The sequence below is a fragment of the Noviherbaspirillum pedocola genome, from assembly GCF_016632335.1.
GTDB classification, from domain to species: Bacteria; Pseudomonadota; Gammaproteobacteria; order Burkholderiales; family Burkholderiaceae_D; genus Noviherbaspirillum_A; species Noviherbaspirillum_A pedocola.
Genome location: NZ_JAEPBG010000010.1, coordinates 210,422 through 228,052 on the forward strand (window position 1 = coordinate 210,422; position 17,631 = coordinate 228,052).

15 protein-coding genes are annotated in these 17,631 nt (G+C 64.8%); 13 read left to right on the forward strand and 2 right to left on the reverse strand.

All coding sequences use genetic code 11. From position 1 onward, the window contains the following. Positions 1 to 47 precede the first annotated feature (47 nt). Positions 48 to 1,208: an ABC transporter substrate-binding protein gene (locus tag JJB74_RS21590; RefSeq protein ID WP_234484553.1), complete on the reverse strand. Its 1,161-nt coding sequence runs from the start codon at positions 1,206 to 1,208 to the stop codon at positions 48 to 50. 488 nt (positions 1,209 to 1,696) lie between these two features. Here JJB74_RS21590 and JJB74_RS21595 point away from each other — a divergent pair, with 488 nt between their 5' ends. The 8 genes from JJB74_RS21595 to JJB74_RS21630 all read left to right on the forward strand — a co-directional run bounded on the left by JJB74_RS21595 (position 1,697) and on the right by JJB74_RS21630 (position 9,672). Beyond that, a complete protein-coding gene (locus JJB74_RS21595) occupies positions 1,697 to 2,149 on the forward strand; it encodes a response regulator (protein WP_200595335.1) in 453 nt (150 codons plus the stop codon). 135 nt (positions 2,150 to 2,284) lie between these two features. Beyond that, positions 2,285 to 2,752 (forward strand): MarR family winged helix-turn-helix transcriptional regulator, encoded by a 468-nt coding sequence (locus JJB74_RS21600; RefSeq protein ID WP_200595388.1) that lies wholly within the window; start codon positions 2,285 to 2,287, stop codon positions 2,750 to 2,752. Between the two features lie 5 nt (positions 2,753 to 2,757). Further along, the gene (locus JJB74_RS21605; RefSeq protein WP_200595336.1) at positions 2,758 to 4,797 is read left to right on the forward strand and encodes an FUSC family protein; all 2,040 of its coding nucleotides are present in this window, start codon (positions 2,758 to 2,760) and stop codon (positions 4,795 to 4,797) included. 37 nt (positions 4,798 to 4,834) lie between these two features. Beyond that, positions 4,835 to 5,044: a DUF1656 domain-containing protein gene (locus JJB74_RS21610; protein WP_325170152.1), complete on the forward strand. Its 210-nt coding sequence runs from the start codon at positions 4,835 to 4,837 to the stop codon at positions 5,042 to 5,044. 7 nt (positions 5,045 to 5,051) lie between these two features. Next, positions 5,052 to 5,960: an HlyD family efflux transporter periplasmic adaptor subunit gene (locus JJB74_RS21615; protein ID WP_200595339.1), complete on the forward strand. Its 909-nt coding sequence runs from the start codon at positions 5,052 to 5,054 to the stop codon at positions 5,958 to 5,960. 17 nt (positions 5,961 to 5,977) lie between these two features. Next, positions 5,978 to 7,468: an efflux transporter outer membrane subunit gene (locus JJB74_RS21620; protein ID WP_200595390.1), complete on the forward strand. Its 1,491-nt coding sequence runs from the start codon at positions 5,978 to 5,980 to the stop codon at positions 7,466 to 7,468. Positions 7,469 to 7,753: 285 nt separating this feature from the next. Continuing rightward, on the forward strand, positions 7,754 to 9,043 hold the full coding sequence (locus tag JJB74_RS21625; RefSeq protein WP_200595341.1) for an MFS transporter: 1,290 nt from the start codon (positions 7,754 to 7,756) through the stop codon (positions 9,041 to 9,043). 107 nt (positions 9,044 to 9,150) lie between these two features. Beyond that, positions 9,151 to 9,672, forward strand: coding sequence for a 5' nucleotidase, NT5C type (locus tag JJB74_RS21630; protein WP_200595343.1), 522 nt, complete (start codon positions 9,151 to 9,153; stop codon positions 9,670 to 9,672). A gap of 38 nt (positions 9,673 to 9,710) precedes the next feature. Here JJB74_RS21630 and JJB74_RS21635 read toward each other — a convergent pair whose 3' ends face one another. Beyond that, positions 9,711 to 11,063, reverse strand: a complete 1,353-nt coding sequence (locus tag JJB74_RS21635; RefSeq protein ID WP_200595345.1) for a leucine-rich repeat domain-containing protein — start codon at positions 11,061 to 11,063, stop codon at positions 9,711 to 9,713. 244 nt (positions 11,064 to 11,307) lie between these two features. On the opposite strand from JJB74_RS21635, the gene JJB74_RS21640 reads away from it, so the two are divergent. From JJB74_RS21640 to JJB74_RS21660, 5 genes are all read left to right on the forward strand, one after another. Continuing rightward, on the forward strand, positions 11,308 to 12,606 hold the full coding sequence (locus JJB74_RS21640; RefSeq protein WP_200595347.1) for a GMC family oxidoreductase N-terminal domain-containing protein: 1,299 nt from the start codon (positions 11,308 to 11,310) through the stop codon (positions 12,604 to 12,606). A 365-nt stretch (positions 12,607 to 12,971) separates the two neighbouring features. After that, the gene (locus JJB74_RS21645) at positions 12,972 to 13,673 is read left to right on the forward strand and encodes a haloacid dehalogenase type II (protein WP_200595348.1); all 702 of its coding nucleotides are present in this window, start codon (positions 12,972 to 12,974) and stop codon (positions 13,671 to 13,673) included. Between the two features lie 35 nt (positions 13,674 to 13,708). Then, a complete protein-coding gene (locus tag JJB74_RS21650; RefSeq protein WP_200595350.1) occupies positions 13,709 to 15,952 on the forward strand; it encodes a malate synthase G in 2,244 nt (747 codons plus the stop codon). Between the two features lie 101 nt (positions 15,953 to 16,053). After that, complete coding sequence (locus tag JJB74_RS21655) at positions 16,054 to 16,632, forward strand: GNAT family N-acetyltransferase (RefSeq protein ID WP_200595352.1); 579 nt, start codon at positions 16,054 to 16,056, stop codon at positions 16,630 to 16,632. Further along, on the forward strand, positions 16,633 to 17,154 hold the full coding sequence (locus JJB74_RS21660) for a GNAT family N-acetyltransferase (RefSeq protein ID WP_200595353.1): 522 nt from the start codon (positions 16,633 to 16,635) through the stop codon (positions 17,152 to 17,154). It abuts the gene before it with no gap. Positions 17,155 to 17,631 lie beyond the last annotated feature (477 nt).

Genomic DNA, 17,631 nt, shown 5'->3' on the forward strand with positions numbered 1-17,631 from the left:
ACTTGCCGGTCCAACCGTTCACACGGGAACCGGCTGGCCGGAAAGGATTACTTGTTGCCGCGCAGTGCCTTGACTTCAGCATCGGACGGCTGGAATTTGGCGCCGTCGCGATAGCTGGCGTTTTCCATCACGCCTTTGCCATCCTTGACCGCCAGCGTGCCGACAAACGCGCCCATGGTGGATTGATGATCTTGCGGACGATAGGTGATGCGGCCGAACGGCATGTCGACTTGCAGGCCGCTGAAGGCCTGCGCCAGTTTTTCGCTATCGGTGGCGTTGGCCTTCCTGATACCCGCAGCCAAAGACATCACCGCGGAATAGCCGACTACCGAACCCATGCGCGGATAAGTGCCGAATTTCTTCTGGTAGGCGGCAAGAAATGCCCCGTGTTCCGGCGTCTGTATCGTTTGCCATGGATAGCCGGTGACGATCCAGCCAACCGGCGCTTCTTCCTTCAGCGGATCGAGATACTCGGGTTCTCCGGACAACAGGCTCACCACCGGCCGGTTGCGGAACAACTCACGCGTCTGACCTTCACGAACGAACTTGGCCAGGTCGCCGGCGAACAGCGCATTGAAGATCGCATCCGGCTTCGCATCGGCAAGCGCCTGGGTCACCGCGCCGGCATCGACCTTACCCAGCGCCGGCGCCTGCTCGGCCACGAATTCCACGTCCGGCTGCTGCTGCTTCAACAGCTTCTTGAAGGTCGCGACCGCCGATTGGCCGTATTCATAGTTCGGATACACCAGCGCCCAGCGCTTCTTCTTCAACTTCGCCGCCTCGGGCACCAGCATCGCCACCTGCATGTAGGTCGACGGCCGCAGGCGATAGGTGTAATGGTTGCCGTCTTGCCAGACGATCTTGTCGGACAGTGGCTCGGCGGCCAGGAAGAAGGTCTTGCGCTGCCTGGCGAAATCGGTCACCGCCAGGCCGGTATTCGACAGGAATGTACCCATCAGCACATCGGCCTTTTCCCGCGACAGCAGCTCATCGGCCACGCGCACCGCATCGCCGGGATTGGCGTTGTCGTCGCGGGAAATCAGTTCAAGCTGGCGTCCGAGCACGCCGCCGCCGGTATTGATCTGCTCCAGCGCCAGTTCCATGCCCTTGCGGTAGGGCTCGAGAAAAGCAGCCTGCGCCTTGTAGCTATTGATTTCGCCGATGCGTATCGGCTCGGCGGCCAGCGCCTGACCTGCGCAAAGCGTCATGGCGACCAGCGTGGCGCAGCGTGCGGCGTGCTTGAAATGCATGTCTTGCTCCTTCAGGAACCTGCGGAAAACGGCGTAAGGCAGCATTCTAGTGGGGAAAGCCTGTTTGTACAGAATGACAATCCGCGGACCGGGTTTCCGCGCAAAGTACAAGGTGGATGCGAACCGGAGCGGAACAGAAGCCTGCGCATTCATTGGATTCCCGTTGCCCGCTTCGATCATCGCAAACCGCTCGCACGACGAAGCCGTATGATCGCTGCCACGAAAGACTCGGGTTTGCGTGCACCCGGCTTGCGCATACCGCAATCGATGTGCGTCATACCGTTCGAACATGGAACCTGCAACAAGGGGGAACGTCTATGCTGGAGCGGACCGGCGGGCGCATCCGACCGCAATTTTCAGGAGAAGTTATGCAAACCACGCCGGCCAACGGCGACCGCGGCCCGCTTCACACAACAATGCCGCCACAGGAAGCAAGGATGGATGCAATGACTACAGCGGCAGACAGCTTCAGCGCCATGCGCAGCGGCGCACCGCAAGCCACCGAAAACGGCGGCGCTGGCAGCGCGGGCCAACGTGCGAAGCAGAAAATTCTGGTGGTCGACGATAACCAGGATGCTGCAGATACCCTGGCCATGCTGCTCGAGTTCATGGGCAACAGCGAAGTCCGCGTCGTCAACGGCGGACAGGCCGCGCTGGATTTACTGCCCCAGTTTCATCCGGACGTGGTGCTGCTCGATATCGGCATGCCGGGCATGGATGGCCACGAAGTTGCGCGGCGCGTGCGCAGCCAGCCGCAGTTCAACTCCACGCGGCTTGTGGCGCTGACCGGTTGGGGCCAGGACGAGGACAGGCGCCGCACCCAGGAAAGCGGCTTCGACCATCATCTGACCAAGCCGGTGGACATCGCGTCGCTGCAAAACCTGCTGAGCTCGCTGTAAGCGAGCATTCATCGAATAAATGCCCGAGGCACTGCGCACTCGTGGCATCAGCTCACAAAACAGCGCGGCGGAGTGGTGAAAACTGGAATTAGCTTTTCATGCTAATATTTCGCATGAAAACTAATTATGCTTGCCATGGATGAGTTCGACCACACGCTGATGCAGCTGACGATGGGCCTGACTTCGGTGTCGCGCGCCTACAAATCGGCTGCGGACCGGCTCGCCGCAGATTTCAGCCTGTCCCAGGCGACCGGCTGGCCGGTGGTGATGATCGGCCGGCTCGGCGATGGCGTGCGTCCCGGTGCGCTGGCCGATTCCCTCGGCCTGGAGCCATCGTCGCTGGTGCGGGTGATCGACCAGCTCATCGACGCCGGCCTGGTCGAGCGCCGCGACGATGCCAACGACCGCCGCGCGCGCACGCTGCACCTGACCGACAGCGGCCGCGAAGCCGCGAACCGCCTCGAAGCCGCGCTGCTGCCTTTCCGCCGCCAGTTGTTCGACGGTGTGCCGCGTGCGGACATCGATGCCTTCATGCGCATCCTGCAACACATAACGACCGTGCTCGCCGACAACAGTGTCGCCAGCGGCCGCTCTCCGCAGTGAACTCAGTGCAAAGACCCAGCGCCGCCGAGCTCATCTTCTCGGTCAAAGCCTTTGCCAGCGCGATGCTTGCGCTGTACCTGGCGCTGTCCATCGGTCTGCCGCGGCCATTCTGGTCGGTGCTGACCGCCTACGTGGTGTCGACGCCCCTGACCGGCGCGGTCCGTTCCAAGGCGCTGTACCGCGTCGCCGGTACCTTCCTCGGCTCGATGGCCACGGTATTGATGGTGCCGCGCCTGGCCCAGGCGCCGGAACTGCTGACGCTGGCCATGGCCGGCTGGGTCGCGCTGTGCCTGTACATCTCGCTGCACGACCGCACGCCGCGCGCCTACACCTTCATGCTCGCCGGCTACACCGCCGCGATGATCGGCTTTCCCTCGGTGACCGCGCCCGGCGCGGTATTCGACGTGGCGCTGGCGCGGGTCGAGGAAATCACGCTCGGCATCCTGTGCGGCACCGTCGTGCACACGCTGATCCTGCCGCGCAGCCTCGGACCGGCGCTCTTGGGACGGCTGGACCATGCGCTGACGGACGCGCGGCGCTGGCTGCGCGACGCCCTGGGCAACGGCAGCGATGCGCGCGAGCGCAGGAGCCTGGCCGGCGACATCACGGAACTTCGCCTGATGACCACGCACCTGCCCTTCGACACGTCGAACCTGCGCTGGACCAGCAACACCATCCACGCGCTGCAGGACCGGCTGGCGATGCTGGTGCCCATCCTGTCCGGCATCGAGGACCGGCTGCGCGCGCTGCGCGAACTGGGTGAGGAAGATCCGCGCTGGCGTGCGCTGCAGAGTCGCATCACTGCGTGGAGCGACGCGAGCGCCGACCGAACCGGCGGCGACATCGAAGCCGCAGCGCTACGCCGCGAGATCGATACGCTGCGGCCGCGCATCGCCGCCGACAGTTCCTGGGCCGACCTGCTGCGGGTGAATCTCGCCGCGCGGCTGTCGGCGCTGATCGACCAGGTCGAGGAATGCCGCCGGCTGCGCCGCCACATCGACGCCGGCCTGTCGGGCCGGCTGCCGCGCGAGGCGCGCGCGGTGGCGCCGTCCGCGCCGCGGGTGCTGCACCACGATCCCGGCATGGCGCTGCTGTCGGCGGTGGCCGCGTTCATCGCCATCGTCTGCGTCTGCGCCTTCTGGATCCTCACCGCCTGGCCGGCCGGCTCGGCCGCCGCGATGATGTGCGCCGTGTTCTGCTCCTTCTTCGCCGGGCAGGACGACCCGGTGCCGAGCATCAAGCAATTCCTGCAGTACACGATCGCCTCGATGCCGATCTCGGCGGTGTACCTGCTGTTCATCATGCCGGCGGTGCACAACTTCGAAACGCTGATCCTGGTGCTTGCGCCCTGCTTCATCCTGCTCGGCATCTTCATCGGCCGGCCCGCCACCACCGGGCGCGCGATGGCAATGACCTTTGGCGTCGCCGGCACGCTGTCCATGCACGACACCGGCACGATGGACCTGGTGTCCTTTTTGAACAGCATGCTCGGGCAGCTGGCCGGCATTTCCGCGGCCGCACTGTTCACCCGATTGCTGCGCTCGGCCAGCGCACAGCACACCGCGCGCCGCCTGTTGCGCGCGGCCTGGGACGAACTGGCGCGGCTGGGCACCGCGCGGCGCTTGCCGGATGCGGCGGCGATGTCGGCGCGCATGGTCGACCGCATCGGCATGCTCACGCCGCGCCTGGCCGCGGCCGGACCGCACGACGATTTGTCCGCGGTCGATGCGCTGGCGGATCTGCGCATCGGTTTGAACATGGTGCAGCTGCAGCGGGTGGCAGGCGATCTGCGCCATCACCACGGCGCGCTGCGGCGCCTGCTGCGCGCGCTGTCCGAGCATTTCCGCGCGCAGCCGGGCAAGCCGGCCGACGCGCCCTTGCTGGCGCAGCTCGATGAAGCGCTGCGCGATGTCTGCGGCGCGCAGCCGGGACAGGCGCAGCGCGAGGCGATCGTCGCGCTGACCGGCATCCGCCGCGGCCTGTTCCCGAAGGCGCCGCCGTATCGGCCGGCGCCACTGAACGCGCCGGCGCCGCTGGCCGCATGAGGCCGCGTTCTCGCGTTCCACCCGTATTCAAGGATTGATGATGATCGGCGAAATCAGTTTCTACGGCGTTTATGTGCCGGTATTGCTGCTTGCGGCGCTGCTGTCGCTGGCGCTCACGCGCGCGCTCGGCTACGTGCTCTCGCGCCTCGGCTTTTACCGGCTGGTGTGGCACCCGGCGCTGTTCGACTTCGCGCTGTTCATCATCGTGCTGGGCGCGGTGAACGCTGTTTTTTCCAATTGGTTGTGAGGATTCAATGAAACATTCCCTGGCGGCCGCAGGCCGCGTTGCGATCACGCTGATTGCGGTTGGCGCCGCGATCCTGGTCGGCAAGGCCTTGTGGCAGCACTATGAAGTCGCGCCCTGGACCCGCGACGGCCGCGTGCGGGCCAATGTGATCCAGGTCGCGCCGGACGTGTCCGGCCTGGTGGTCAAGGTGCTGGTGCATGACAACGGGGTGGTGAAGGCCGGCGACGAGCTGTTCGAGATCGATCCGTCGCGCTTCGAGCTGGCGCTGCGCCAGGCCGAAGCCACCGTCGAGGCGCAGCGCACCGCGCTGGCCCAGGCAGAAAACGAAGCGCGCCGCAATGCGCAGCTGCAGGACCTGGTATCGACCGAGACGCGCGAGCAGGGCCGGTCCCGGGTCGACCAGATCCGCGCCGCGCTGCAGGGCGCCATCGTTGCGCGCGACGTAGCCAAGCTCAACCTCGAGCGCTCGCGCGTCGTGGCCGCCAGCGACGGCGTGGTCACCAACCTCGACCTTTACACCGGCGGCTATGTCGCCGCGGGGCGGCCGGTGCTGGCGCTGGTGGAAAAGAATTCCTTCTACGTCGAAGGCTATTTCGAGGAAACCAAGCTGCCGGGCATCCACATCGGCGACGCGGCCACGGTGGTGGCCATGGGCAGCCGCAGAGAGCTGCAAGGCCATGTCGACAGCTTCGCCGAAGCCATCGCCGACCGCGACCGCGCCACCGGCAGCAACCTGCTGCCGAACGTGAATCCAACCTTCAACTGGGTGCGGCTGGCGCAGCGCATCCCGGTGCGGGTGAAGCTGGACCATGTGCCCGACGATGTGCGCCTGGTCGCGGGCCAGACCGTGACCGTCGAGATTCACGACCCGAAGAGCGATGCGCAGCGTCCGGCCGACCGGACCGCGGCGCGATGAGGGCCGGCATGCGCATGATGTCTACCCGCCTCGCTGCAAAAATCCTGTGCGCGTCCGTGATCGCCGCGTTGACCGCCTGCACCACGGTCGGCCCGAACTACAAGGTGCCGGATCAGGCCGTGGTCAAGCGCTCTGATGCCGCAGCCGATTTCGCCAGCGCGCAGGCCGCCGCGTTCAGCCGGCAGCCGCTGCCGCCGCAATGGTGGAAGCTGTACCAGGACCCGGAACTCGACCGCCTGATCGAAAAAGCGCTGGGCGCGAATGCCGACCTGCGCGTGGCCGCCGCCAACCTGTCGCGCAGCCGCTCGACGCTGGCCGCGACCGAAGCCATCGAAAACCCGGCGCTGTCGGTCAGCGCCTCGCCCGGCTACGGCCGGCCGTCGGCCGAGGCGCTCGGCATTCCGGTGCCGATTCCGAATACCTGGCTCTACGACGTCGGCGCGACGGTGTCCTACGAAGTGGATTTGTTCGGCAAGATGAAACGCGTCATTCAAGCCGCCGAAGCCGACAGCGAATCCGCCGAAGCGGCCTATGACCTGGCGCGGGTCAATGTCGCCGCCGGCACCGCGCGCGCCTATGCCGATGCCTGCACCTCGGCCGCGCGCATCCGCGTGGCCGAGCATTCGGTGGCCTTGCAGAAGGAATTCGTCGACGTCAACGAGCGTCGCATCCGCGCCGGCCGCGGCACCGCGCTCGACCGCAGCCGCGCGACCGCCCAGCTCGAGCAATTGCGTGCCGCGCTGCCGCCGCTGCAGGCCGCGCAGCGGATCGCCCTGCAGCGCCTGGCGGTGCTGACCGGCGAGACGCCGAACCAGTTGCCGCAGGCCGCCGCCACTTGCGCCGCCATGCCGCGGCTTAGCGCACCGGTACCGGTCGGCGATGGCGCAGCGCTGTTGCGCCGGCGTCCGGATATCCGCCAGGCCGAGCGCTCGCTGGCCGGCTCGGTGGCGCGCGTGGGCGTGGCCACCGCCGACCTGTATCCCAACATCGGCCTCGGACTGCAGCTCGGCAGCACCGGCATCCTCTCCGAATTCGGCGCGGCCAACGCCACCCGCTTCACGCTCGGCCCGCTGATTTCCTGGTCGATCCCGATCAATGGCGTGGCGCGGAACCGGGTGGCCGCCGCGCAAGCCGGCAGCGAGGCCGCGCTCGCGCATTTCGATTCGGTGGTGCTGAACGCGCTGCGCGAAACCGAAAGCGCGCTGACGGCCTATGCGCGCGAACTCGATCGCAATGCCGACCTCAAAGCCGCACGCGACCAGAGCGCGCTCGCCGCGCGCCAGTCCGACGAGCTGTACCGCTACGGCCGCACCGATTTTCTGTCCGCGCTCGATGCGCGTCGCACGCTGGCGGTGGCCGAGAGCACGCTTGCAGCCAGCGATGCGCAACTCGTGGCCGACCAGATGACGCTGTTCCTGGCGCTGGGCGGCGGTTGGGAAGAGAAGGAAGGTAATGGAAGGCCGGCGCATGGACAGCAAGCGGCGCGGCAGGAAGACAGCGGCAAGTAGTCCAAGGAACGGTCCGGCGGCCTCGACAACTGTTGGGCCGTAGGGTGGGCGCAGCCCGCGCGTCTGCATGCAGGCAAGGATTCCAGCAACAGGCAGCCTACGTAGGTTGGGCGGACAAGCCCAACAACAAGCGCCCGCAGCCCGCGAGCATGTTGGGCTTCCTTCGTCAGCCCAACCTACGAGCCGCCATGCATTGCCCAGGCGAAGCGGCAGCCCAGCATCAATTCAGCAAACGCAGCAAACGCAGCAAACGCAGCAAACGCAGCAAACACAGGAGAAAGCAGTATGCGTAGTCAAGGCGCCGGCAGCGGCATCAATTCACCCGGCACGGTGCTCTTCGCCAGCCTGATCGGCACCACCATCGAATTCTTCGATTTCTACATCTACGCCACCGCCGCGGTGCTGGTGTTCCCGAAACTGTTCTTCCCGCCCGGCGACGCCACTGCAGCCACCCTGCAGTCGCTGGCCACCTTTGCCATCGCCTTCTTCGCGCGACCGATCGGCTCGGCCGTGTTCGGCCACTATGGCGATCGCATCGGCCGCAAGGCCACGCTGGTCGCGGCGCTCTTGACGATGGGCTTGTCCACCGTGGCGATCGGCCTGCTGCCGACCTATGCCAGCATCGGCACCACCGCGCCGCTGCTGCTGGCGCTGTGCCGCTTCGGCCAGGGCCTGGGCCTGGGTGGCGAATGGGGCGGCGCGGTATTGCTGGCCACCGAGAATGCGCCGCCGGGCAAGCGCGCCTGGTATGGCATGTTCCCGCAGCTCGGCGCGCCGATCGGCTTTCTGCTGTCCGGCGGCACTTTCCTGCTCTTGTCCGAAACGCTCACCGATGCCCAGTTCTTCGAATTCGGCTGGCGCATTCCCTTTCTCGCCAGCGCGCTTTTGGTGGCGGTGGGCTTGTTCGTGCGCCTGAAGATTACCGAGACGCCGGCCTTCCAGGCGGTGCTGGAAAAGAACGAGCGCGTCGACGTGCCGGCGCTGACCGTGATCCGCGAGCATTTCGGCATGCTGATGCTCGGTACCATCATTGCGGTGGCGACCTTCGTGCTGTTCTATCTGATGACGGTGTTTGCGCTCAGCTGGGGCACCAGCGCGCTGGGCTTCGCCCGTCCGCGCTTTCTGATGCTGCAACTGTTCGCGGTGCTGTTCTTCGCGCTGACCATTCCGTTCTCCGCAATCTGGGCCGACCGCAGCGGCCGCCGCGCGACCATGATCATCGTCACCTTCGCGATCCTGCTGTTCGGCCTGGTGCTCGCGCCCATGTTCGGCTCGGGCAGCGAGCTGCAGGTGGTAGTGTTCATGGCGATCGGCCTGGGCCTGATGGGCCTGACCTATGGTCCGCTCGGCACGCTGCTGTCAGAACTGTTCCCGGCCGAGGTGCGCTACACCGGCGCCTCGCTCACCTTCAATCTCGCCGGCATCGTCGGCGCTTCGCTCGCGCCCTATATCGCGACCTGGCTCGCCAGCCATTACGGGCTGGCCTATGTCGGCTATTACCTGTCGGCGGCGGCATTGCTGAGCCTCGTGGCATTGATCGCCACGGGCAAGAAACGCGCGACGCAATACGCCTGAGCCGTGCCGGGCGGCCTTGCGCCGTCCGGTCGCTTGCGCGTTCGGCGGAAACCTTGGCCGCGCGATGCCGTCTGACAAGGGTCGTCAATGCCGGATAATCCGAACCCATGATCCCCGAACGCAAACCCCATTCCCATCGCCCGCGCCTCACGGTCTACCTCGACCTCGACGGCGTCTTCGCCGACTTCGACGCGCGCGTCAAGCACCTGTGCGGCAAGCATCCGTCGCAGCTCGACCGCAGCCGTCTGTGGAAGATGATCAATGCCGACCGCCGCTTCTTCGCCGAGCTGGAACTGATCGACGGCTGCATGACGCTGTGGGAAGCGACCAGGGACCTCGAGCCAATCTTCCTGACCGGCGCGCCGTCATCGAAAGTGTTCCAGGAACAGAAGCGCGAATGGGTCGCGCGCATCTTTGGCCCGGAGTTCACGGTGCACGTGGTGCCCAAGCGCCTGAAGCAGGATTACAGCGGCCCGCACAAGGTGCTCATTGACGACACGCCGGAAAACATCGAGCAATGGAAATCGCGCGGCGGCTACGGCATCCTGCACCGCGGCGACCATGCATCGACGGTGGCGGCGCTGCAGGAATTGATTGCGCTGTATCGGGAAGAGAAGGAGCAGGGGTAAGCGGCGGCATTTCACTGGGGCGCATGGTCCGCGGTCTGTTAGGTCTGCTCCTTCACGGCAAGCTCGACATGCGCCATCGTGTTGGCGAAGTCCAGAATGCTGTGTTCCAGCTTCAGGATATGTTCCGCCAACACGTCGCTCGGGCCTTCGGGCAGCCATGACGCGGAGGTGGAAGGCTGCTCCGTGAAGACGGATGCAGCCCTGCGCAGCAAGCTGCCTTCAACAAGTGCCGCATTGCGCTGCATCGTTCTTGCCACCACACCGTCTTCTTCGACAACGAAAGGGTTGGGACTCGACAAGTTCAACAGGTTAGGGCTCAGCCTAAGCAGGCTGGTATTGTGAACCAGCGTATTCGGCATGTTGAGCGGGATGAAGGTGACAAAATCGAGTTCCTTCATGACGGTATTGCGTGCAATGCAGTCGCACAGTGCCTGTCCCGTATGTTCGTATACCAGGTCATTTGCATCGATTTCCGCTTTTTCGATGCTGCGATTTCGACCCAATCCGTCGAGAACGTCTCGGGCAATGCGGTCGAACGCATCGGTCCATATCAAGAATGATTTCAGCGTGGTGGTGCTTGCAAGCCATCGCCCAAGGCATGCCGCCGGCTCTCCGCTTGCGATGCTGCAAAACATGAGCTTCAGGTCTTTCACGTGGCGATTCGCTTCCAAGGCATCCAACAGAAATGACCATCCGCGCGGTCCGAAATCACAGCGTGACAACTCAAGTCCGACGATGCCGGTGTTCTTTGCCAAGGCTTCACCCAGCATTTTCGCAACGTCTTCGTTCAGCGTATTGCAGTCGTATAGAACCAGCTTGGTGACGGTCGTGTTCGATCGCAGTGCATCCGCAATTAGGCAGATTGCCTTGCTGCCAAGGTTGGCGCACTGCATTTCGAGCTTGGTCACACGTCCGTCCCCGATCAGCTCGGCGAGATCCAAAGCCGCATCTTCCTCGAGGTTGAGACTACAGAAAGCAAGCCTGACCTGCGGATTGCTTTGCAATGCTGGGCGCAGCAGCGCAACCGCGCGTCGATTCAGCGTTCCTTCAAACTGGAACTCCCGAGTCGTGCCGGACTCGCGGAACAAAAACTCGAGCGCCGTATCTTCGCCATGTTCGATGCACCACTTGACGATGGCTTGCATCGGGATCTGCACATCCCCTTCATTGCCGTCTGGCTCCATGCCTGGGATGATCCCCTCGATGATGAAATCCAGCGCCGCATTTTTTTGCTCGGTGGGCAGCGCACGATACTCTTCCCGTGTGTACGGCAGCGCGCCCTTGCGCGGAGGCTGCATGCGCTGGCTGGGCTGTTGTGGCGGCACTGCGTTATCGGCGGTTTGCACGTTGGCTGGACCAGGCGGCCGCGTTGATTTCAGGTCGTAATTCATTGGATTCCTTTTTCGGCAAATTCTCGTTGCAACGATGGAGAGCAGCTCTTGGGGAAGGTGAGTCAGCACAAGGCTGATTGATCACGTCGAGAAACTGCGAGGGAAACGGCTCGGTAACCGAGCAAATGATCAAGGTTCCTGTGAGACACCGTGCATATAACGAGGCTGCATGCGTCAAAAACAGCGTTTGAAGTGATCGCTTAGAATGCCCCCTCCTTGCGCGCCATCTTAACCCGACCTCTCCATGCCTCTCGAGCAGCCATCACTTCATGACGCGATCATCGTCGGCACCGGCCCCGCGGGCGCGATGCTGGCGCGCGAACTGGCTCGCGCCGGACGCCGCGTGCTGGTGCTGGAGCAGGGCGGCGCCGCGCCCCTGCGCGGCACGCTGGCGCAGATGGCGGGCATGGCGGCCATCCCGGGACGCGGCGCCTTCTTCAATGCTGACGGCTCGCTGCTGGTGCGCGGCATCACCGCCGGCGGCAGTTCGGCGATCAACTTCGCTACGGCAATGGCGCCGCCCATGGCGCTATTCGACCGATACGGGGTCGACCTGCGGCCCGCGCTGGCCGCGCTGCAACGCGAATTGCCGTTGTCTCCGCTGCCCGATGAGCTGATCGGCCCGATGGCCATGCGCATCATGGCCGCGGCCAGAAAGCGCGGACACGCGTGGAACAAGCTTCCCAAGATGATCCATGCCGACCTGTGCCGCAGCGGCTGCTGGCGCTGCGTGTACGGCTGCCCCTTTGGTGCGAAATGGAGCGCGCGCGACCCGCTCGACGAAGCCGTTCGCCACGGCGCGCAATTGCTTGCGCATGCCGGGGTGCGGCGCGTGCTGATCGAGAACGGCCGCGCGACCGGCGTCGAATACCAGGCGCAGGGCCAGCTGAGACAGACCCGCGCGCCGCTGGTGGTGCTCGCCGCTGGCGGCATCGGCAGCCCGAGAATCCTGGCGGCCTCCGGGCTGAGGATCGATGCCCGCCATTTCACCGACCCGGTGATTGCGGTCATGGGCAGCGTTGACGATATCGACGGCGGCGCCGAAGTGCCGATGGCCGCCGGCATGCACTTGCCCGATGCGGGCATCACGCTGTCGGACCTCACCCTGCCGCGCACGATGTACCAGGCCTTCGCGCTGCAGGTCGGCCGCGCCGACCGGCTGCTGGCGCATCGCAACACGCTGACCATCATGGTCAAGATTCGCGATGCCTTGGGCGGTCGCATCGGGCCGCGCTGGGTCAGCAAGCCGCTCACGCCAGGCGACCGTGAGAAATTCGCGCAGGGCGTAGCGATCGCGCGCGGCATCCTGCTTGAAGCTGGCGCGAAGCGGATCTTCCAGAGCTGGCATTTCGCCGCGCATCCCGGCGGCAGCGTGCGCATCGGCGATGGCGTGGGCAGCGATCTGCAGACGCCTGTACGCAATCTTTACGTTTGCGATGCCTCGGTCATCCCGGGCGAATGGGGCTTGCCGCCAACGCTGACGCTGCTGTGCATGGCATGGCGGCTGGGGCAACACCTGGTCGGCCCGACGCTGCATGCCTAGTTCCCTGGGCTGACGAAGGAACTCGACAGCAACACCCGCGTACGTTCGGCATTCCCGGGAGCTTGCCAGCCGGGCCGACCGGTAAACACCTGCATGAACGCCAGCATTTCCTGACCGCCTTGCCCTCTCGCGTCGGGAAGCATTCGCTTGGAGACACTTGAATGGAGGCTCCCCGCCGTCTTCTGCGTTCCAAAAAACTGGCCAAGGTCAATGACGCGGGCTGTTTGATGCGCGTTTGTTTGTAATCAAGCCCGAAAAAAGCGCCATCTTTGCGTAAAACTCACAACTCAATTGACCAAAGCTGGCGTCAATAAAAGTATCGATTGCCTATACTTGCGCGCATCGTTTCGACGAAAGGCAATCCCATGCCCCTGCGGGCCATCATCTTCGACGCCTACGGCACGCTGTTCGACGTCTATTCCATGGGCGTTCTGGCGGAGCGGCTGTTTCCCGGCCAAGGCAAAACGCTGGCGGAAATGTGGCGCGACAAGCAGATCGAGTACACCCGCCTGCGCACGCTGTCCAATACCTACAAGCCATTCTGGGAAGTGACGCAGGATGCGCTGGTGTTTTGCTGTCGCAAGCTCGGCCTGCCGCTGACGCTGGAAGCGCAGAACATGATGCTGGGCCAGTACGCGAAGCTGCAGCCGTTTCCGGAAAGCCTGGAAGTGCTGCGCGAGCTGAAGGGTAAGGGAATGCGGCTGGCGATTCTGTCCAACGGCAATCCGGAAATGCTGGACGCCGTGGTCGAGTCGGCCGGCATGAAAGACGTGTTCCACCATGTGCTGTCGGTGGATCCGGTCAGAAAGTTCAAAACGGCGCCGGAAGCTTACCAGCTGGGCACCGACGTTCTTGGCATACCAGCCAAGGACGTAGTTTTCGTCTCCAGCAACTGCTGGGATATCTGCGGCGCGGCCTGGTATGGCTATCCGACCTTCTGGGTGAACCGGTCGGGCGCGCCGCTGGAAGAACTGGGCGTGACACCGCACGGCGAGGGCACGAGCCTTTCCGACCTGCGCGACTTCGTGCGCCAACGCAATGAAGCCGCTGTCCCCGGTTCGCAGTGATCCCTCTTCACATTTGATAACGACAAGGTTTCGACATGACGACTGAAAACTCCATCGAGCGCACCACTTGCCAGCGGCTGCAGGTCGCCACGCCCCTGTACCGCTTCATCGAAGACAAGGTGCTGCCGGGCACCGGCGTGTCCAGCGAACAGTTCTGGTCCGGCTTCGATGCCATTGCCCACGACCTCGGCCCGAAGAACGATGCGCTGCTCGCCGAGCGCGATCGCCTGCAGGCCGAGCTCGACAAATGGCATGCCGCCAACCCCGGCCCGATCACCGACACCGCCGCCTATCGCGGCTTCCTGGAGTCAGTCGGCTACCTGCAGCCGGTGCCGCAGCAGGTGAAGGTCACCACCACCAATGTCGACGCCGAACTGGCGCTGCAGGCCGGCCCGCAGCTGGTGGTGCCCATCCTCAACGCCCGCTATGCGCTCAATGCCGCGAATGCGCGCTGGGGCTCGCTGTACGACGCGCTGTACGGCACCGACGCGCTCGCCGAGACCGACGGCGCCACCCGTCGCGGCCCGAATGGCGAAAGCTACAACCCGGCGCGCGGCGCGAAGGTCATTGAATTCGCGCGCAAGTTCCTCGATGAAGCCGCGCCGCTGGCCTCCGGCAGCCATCGCGACGCCACCGGTTACCGCGTCGAAGGCGGCAAGCTGGTCGTGGCGCTGAAGGATGGCGCCGCCACGGGCCTTGCCGATGAGAAGAAATTCGTTGGTTACCAGGGCGATGCCGCCGCGCCGAGCTCGGTCCTGCTGCAGAACAACGGCCTGCACATCGACATCATCGTCGACCGCAACACCCCGATCGGCAAGAGTGACGCCGCCGGCGTGGCCGACGTGGTGCTGGAAGCGGCGCTGTCGACCATCCTCGACCTGGAAGACTCGATCGCCGCCGTTGACGCCGCCGACAAGACCCTGGCCTACGCCAACTGGCTCGGCATCCTGCAGGCCACGCTGACCGAGAGCGTCAGCAAGGGCAGCAGCACCTTCACCCGCATGCTGAACCCGGACCGCCGCTACACCGCCGGCGTCGGCGCGACCGACGCGAAGGATGGCGTGGTCACGCTGCACGGCCGTTCGCTGCTGTTCCTGCGCAATGTCGGCCACCTGATGACCAATCCGGCCATCCTGTACGACGGCGGCAAGGAAATCCACGAAGGCATCATGGACGCGATGATCACCGTTGCCATCGCCATCCACGACCTGAAGCGCCGCGCCGGCCAGGAAATCGGCAACTCGCGCACCGGCTCGGTCTACATCGTCAAGCCGAAGATGCACGGCCCGGCCGAAGTGGCCTTTGCCAATGAACTGTTCGCCCGCGTTGAAAAAGTGCTGAACCTGCCGGAAAACACCGTCAAGCTCGGCATCATGGACGAAGAGCGCCGCACCAGCGTCAACCTCGCCGCCTGCCTGGCCGAAGCGCCGGCGCGCGTGGCCTTCATCAACACCGGCTTCCTGGACCGCACCGGCGACGAGATCCACAGCGCCATGCGCGCCGGCCCGGTGTTCCGCAAGGGCGACATGAAGACCTCGACCTGGCTCACCGCCTACGAGCGTAGCAATGTGCTGGTCGGCCTGTCCGCCGGACTGCGCGGCCGCGCCCAGATTGGCAAGGGCATGTGGGCGATGCCGGACATGATGGCGGCCATGCTCGAGCAGAAGATCGTGCATCCGAAGGCTGGCGCCAACACCGCCTGGGTGCCGTCGCCGACCGCGGCTACGCTGCACGCGCTGCACTACCACAAGGTCAACGTGGCCGAAGTGCAGAAGGAAATGGAAAAGATCGATGCGCCGACCGAGCTGGCCAAGCTGCGCGACGACCTGCTGCAGATCCCGGTGGTGGCGCAAGCGAACTGGGACAAGGACGCGATCCAGCAGGAACTGGACAACAACTGCCAGGGCATACTCGGCTACGTGGTGCGCTGGGTCGACCAGGGCGTCGGCTGCTCCAAGGTGCCCGACATTCACAACGTCGGCCTGATGGAAGACCGTGCCACGCTGCGCATCTCCAGCCAGCACATCGCCAACTGGATGCTGCACGGCATCGTCAACGCCGACCAGGTGAATGAAACCCTGCAGCGCATGGCCAAGGTCGTCGATGGTCAGAACGCCAACGATCCGTTCTATCAGCCGATGGCGCCGAACTACGAGTCGTCCTTCGCCTACCGCGCCGCACGCGACCTGATCTTCAAGGGCCTGGAGCAGCCGTCCGGCTACACCGAGCCGCTGCTGCATGCATGGCGCCTGGAAGTGAAGGCGGCGCACGCGAGCTGATCCGCGTTCGCCTCGTTTTGAAAGCCGGCCTTGCGCCGGCTTTTTTCTTGGCAGGGGAAACCGCTCTACAATGGCCGCTTCCCTTTCGTCATCCAACAACGATGCCCACCATCGATGCCCTGCCCGCCTTTGGCCTGTGGCTGCGTCCGTTCCGCGCCCAGGACATTCCCGAGTTCGTCGCCGCAGTGCGTGAATCCGTGTCCACCGTCGGCCGCTGGATGGACTGGTGCACCGCGGATTACGATCCGCATCAGGCGCTTGCCTGGTTCGATTTCTGCGAGCGCGCGCAAGCCGAAGGCAGCGCTTACGACCTTGGCATCTTCACGCACAACGGCCTGCTGCTCGGCAGCGCCGGGCTGAATGAAATCAGCCGCGAACACCACTATTGCAACCTCGGTTACTGGGTGCGCGAAGGCGCGCAGCGCCAGGGCGTGGGTTTGCGCGCAATCGTCGCGCTGTGCCGCTATGGCTTCGCTGCCCTTGGCTTGAACCGCATCGAATGCGTGATCGCCGAGAACAACCTGCCGAGCCGGCGCCTGGCCGAGCGCAGCGGCGCGCGCTTCGAAGGCGTTTGCCGAAACCGGCTGATGCTGAAGGGACGACCGGTCGACGCGGCGCTGTATGGGTTCACGCCGGACGATGCGCTGCCGCTACCTGGCGAAACGCGGGGGGAGGGCTAAATGCGGCTGCGACGCGCTGGGGCGGGAGATGCAGAGGCGATCGTCGGAGTACAGGTGGCCGCCTGGCGTGCGGCCTATGCCGGGCTGATGCCCCAGGACTTCCTTGACGCCATGGATCATCCGCGCCGGTTGGAAAGCTGGCGGCGCGCGCTGTCGATGAGCGGTCCGCAGGTCTTCACTGTTGCGGAGGACGAGAGCGGCACGGTCGCCGGCTTTTGCGTCTGCGGCCCGTCGCGCGATGCAGATGCCAATTCTTCCATCGGCGAAATCATCGCCCTCAATGTGCTGCCATCCGCATGGAGGCAGGGAATCGGACGCCTGCTGTGCGAGGACGTGATCGCGCTGGCGCCAGAACGCGGCTGGCAAACGCTGACGCTCTGGGTGCTGCGCGACAATGCCCGCGCGCGCAGCGCTTATGCGCGCATCGGTTTCGAGGCGGATGGCACGCGCAAAGTGGAGACGGCGCTGACAGGCACGCCGCTCGTGGAGCTACGGTATCGGCGGGAGGGCAGGTCAGCGTAAGTTGGGCCGACGAACGAAGCCCAACGACGAAGTTCGTGGGAATTCGAAGTCCTGTTGGGCTTGTCAGACAGCCCTTTCAAGGTGACGTCGAATTGTTTTTCAGGGCGTCGGTAGTCCGCATCAGGTTGGCAGGGCGAGATAAGGGTGCAGTTGCAGTGCCTTTGCCTTTGCAGTTGCCTTTGCAGTTGCCTTTGCAGTTGCCTTTGCAGTTGCCTTTGCAGTTGCCTTTGCAGTTGCCTTTAACCCCGTTGATTGCGCCGTGACGGCGATGCCCGGAGCGGGAAAAGGTGCGGCGTCTGTTTGAGCGAAGCGCAGCGTAGCGAGTTTAGCCGCGCCCCGCTCCGGGCATCGACGGCACGGGAACCCCGCGCAGCGGGGCGCAATCTCCGGGGCGCCTTTTCTTGCCTACTTCTTTTGGCGCGCAAAAGAAGTAGGCCGGCTGCCGGGCCGGGACCCCGGCTAGGTCGAGGGGATGCT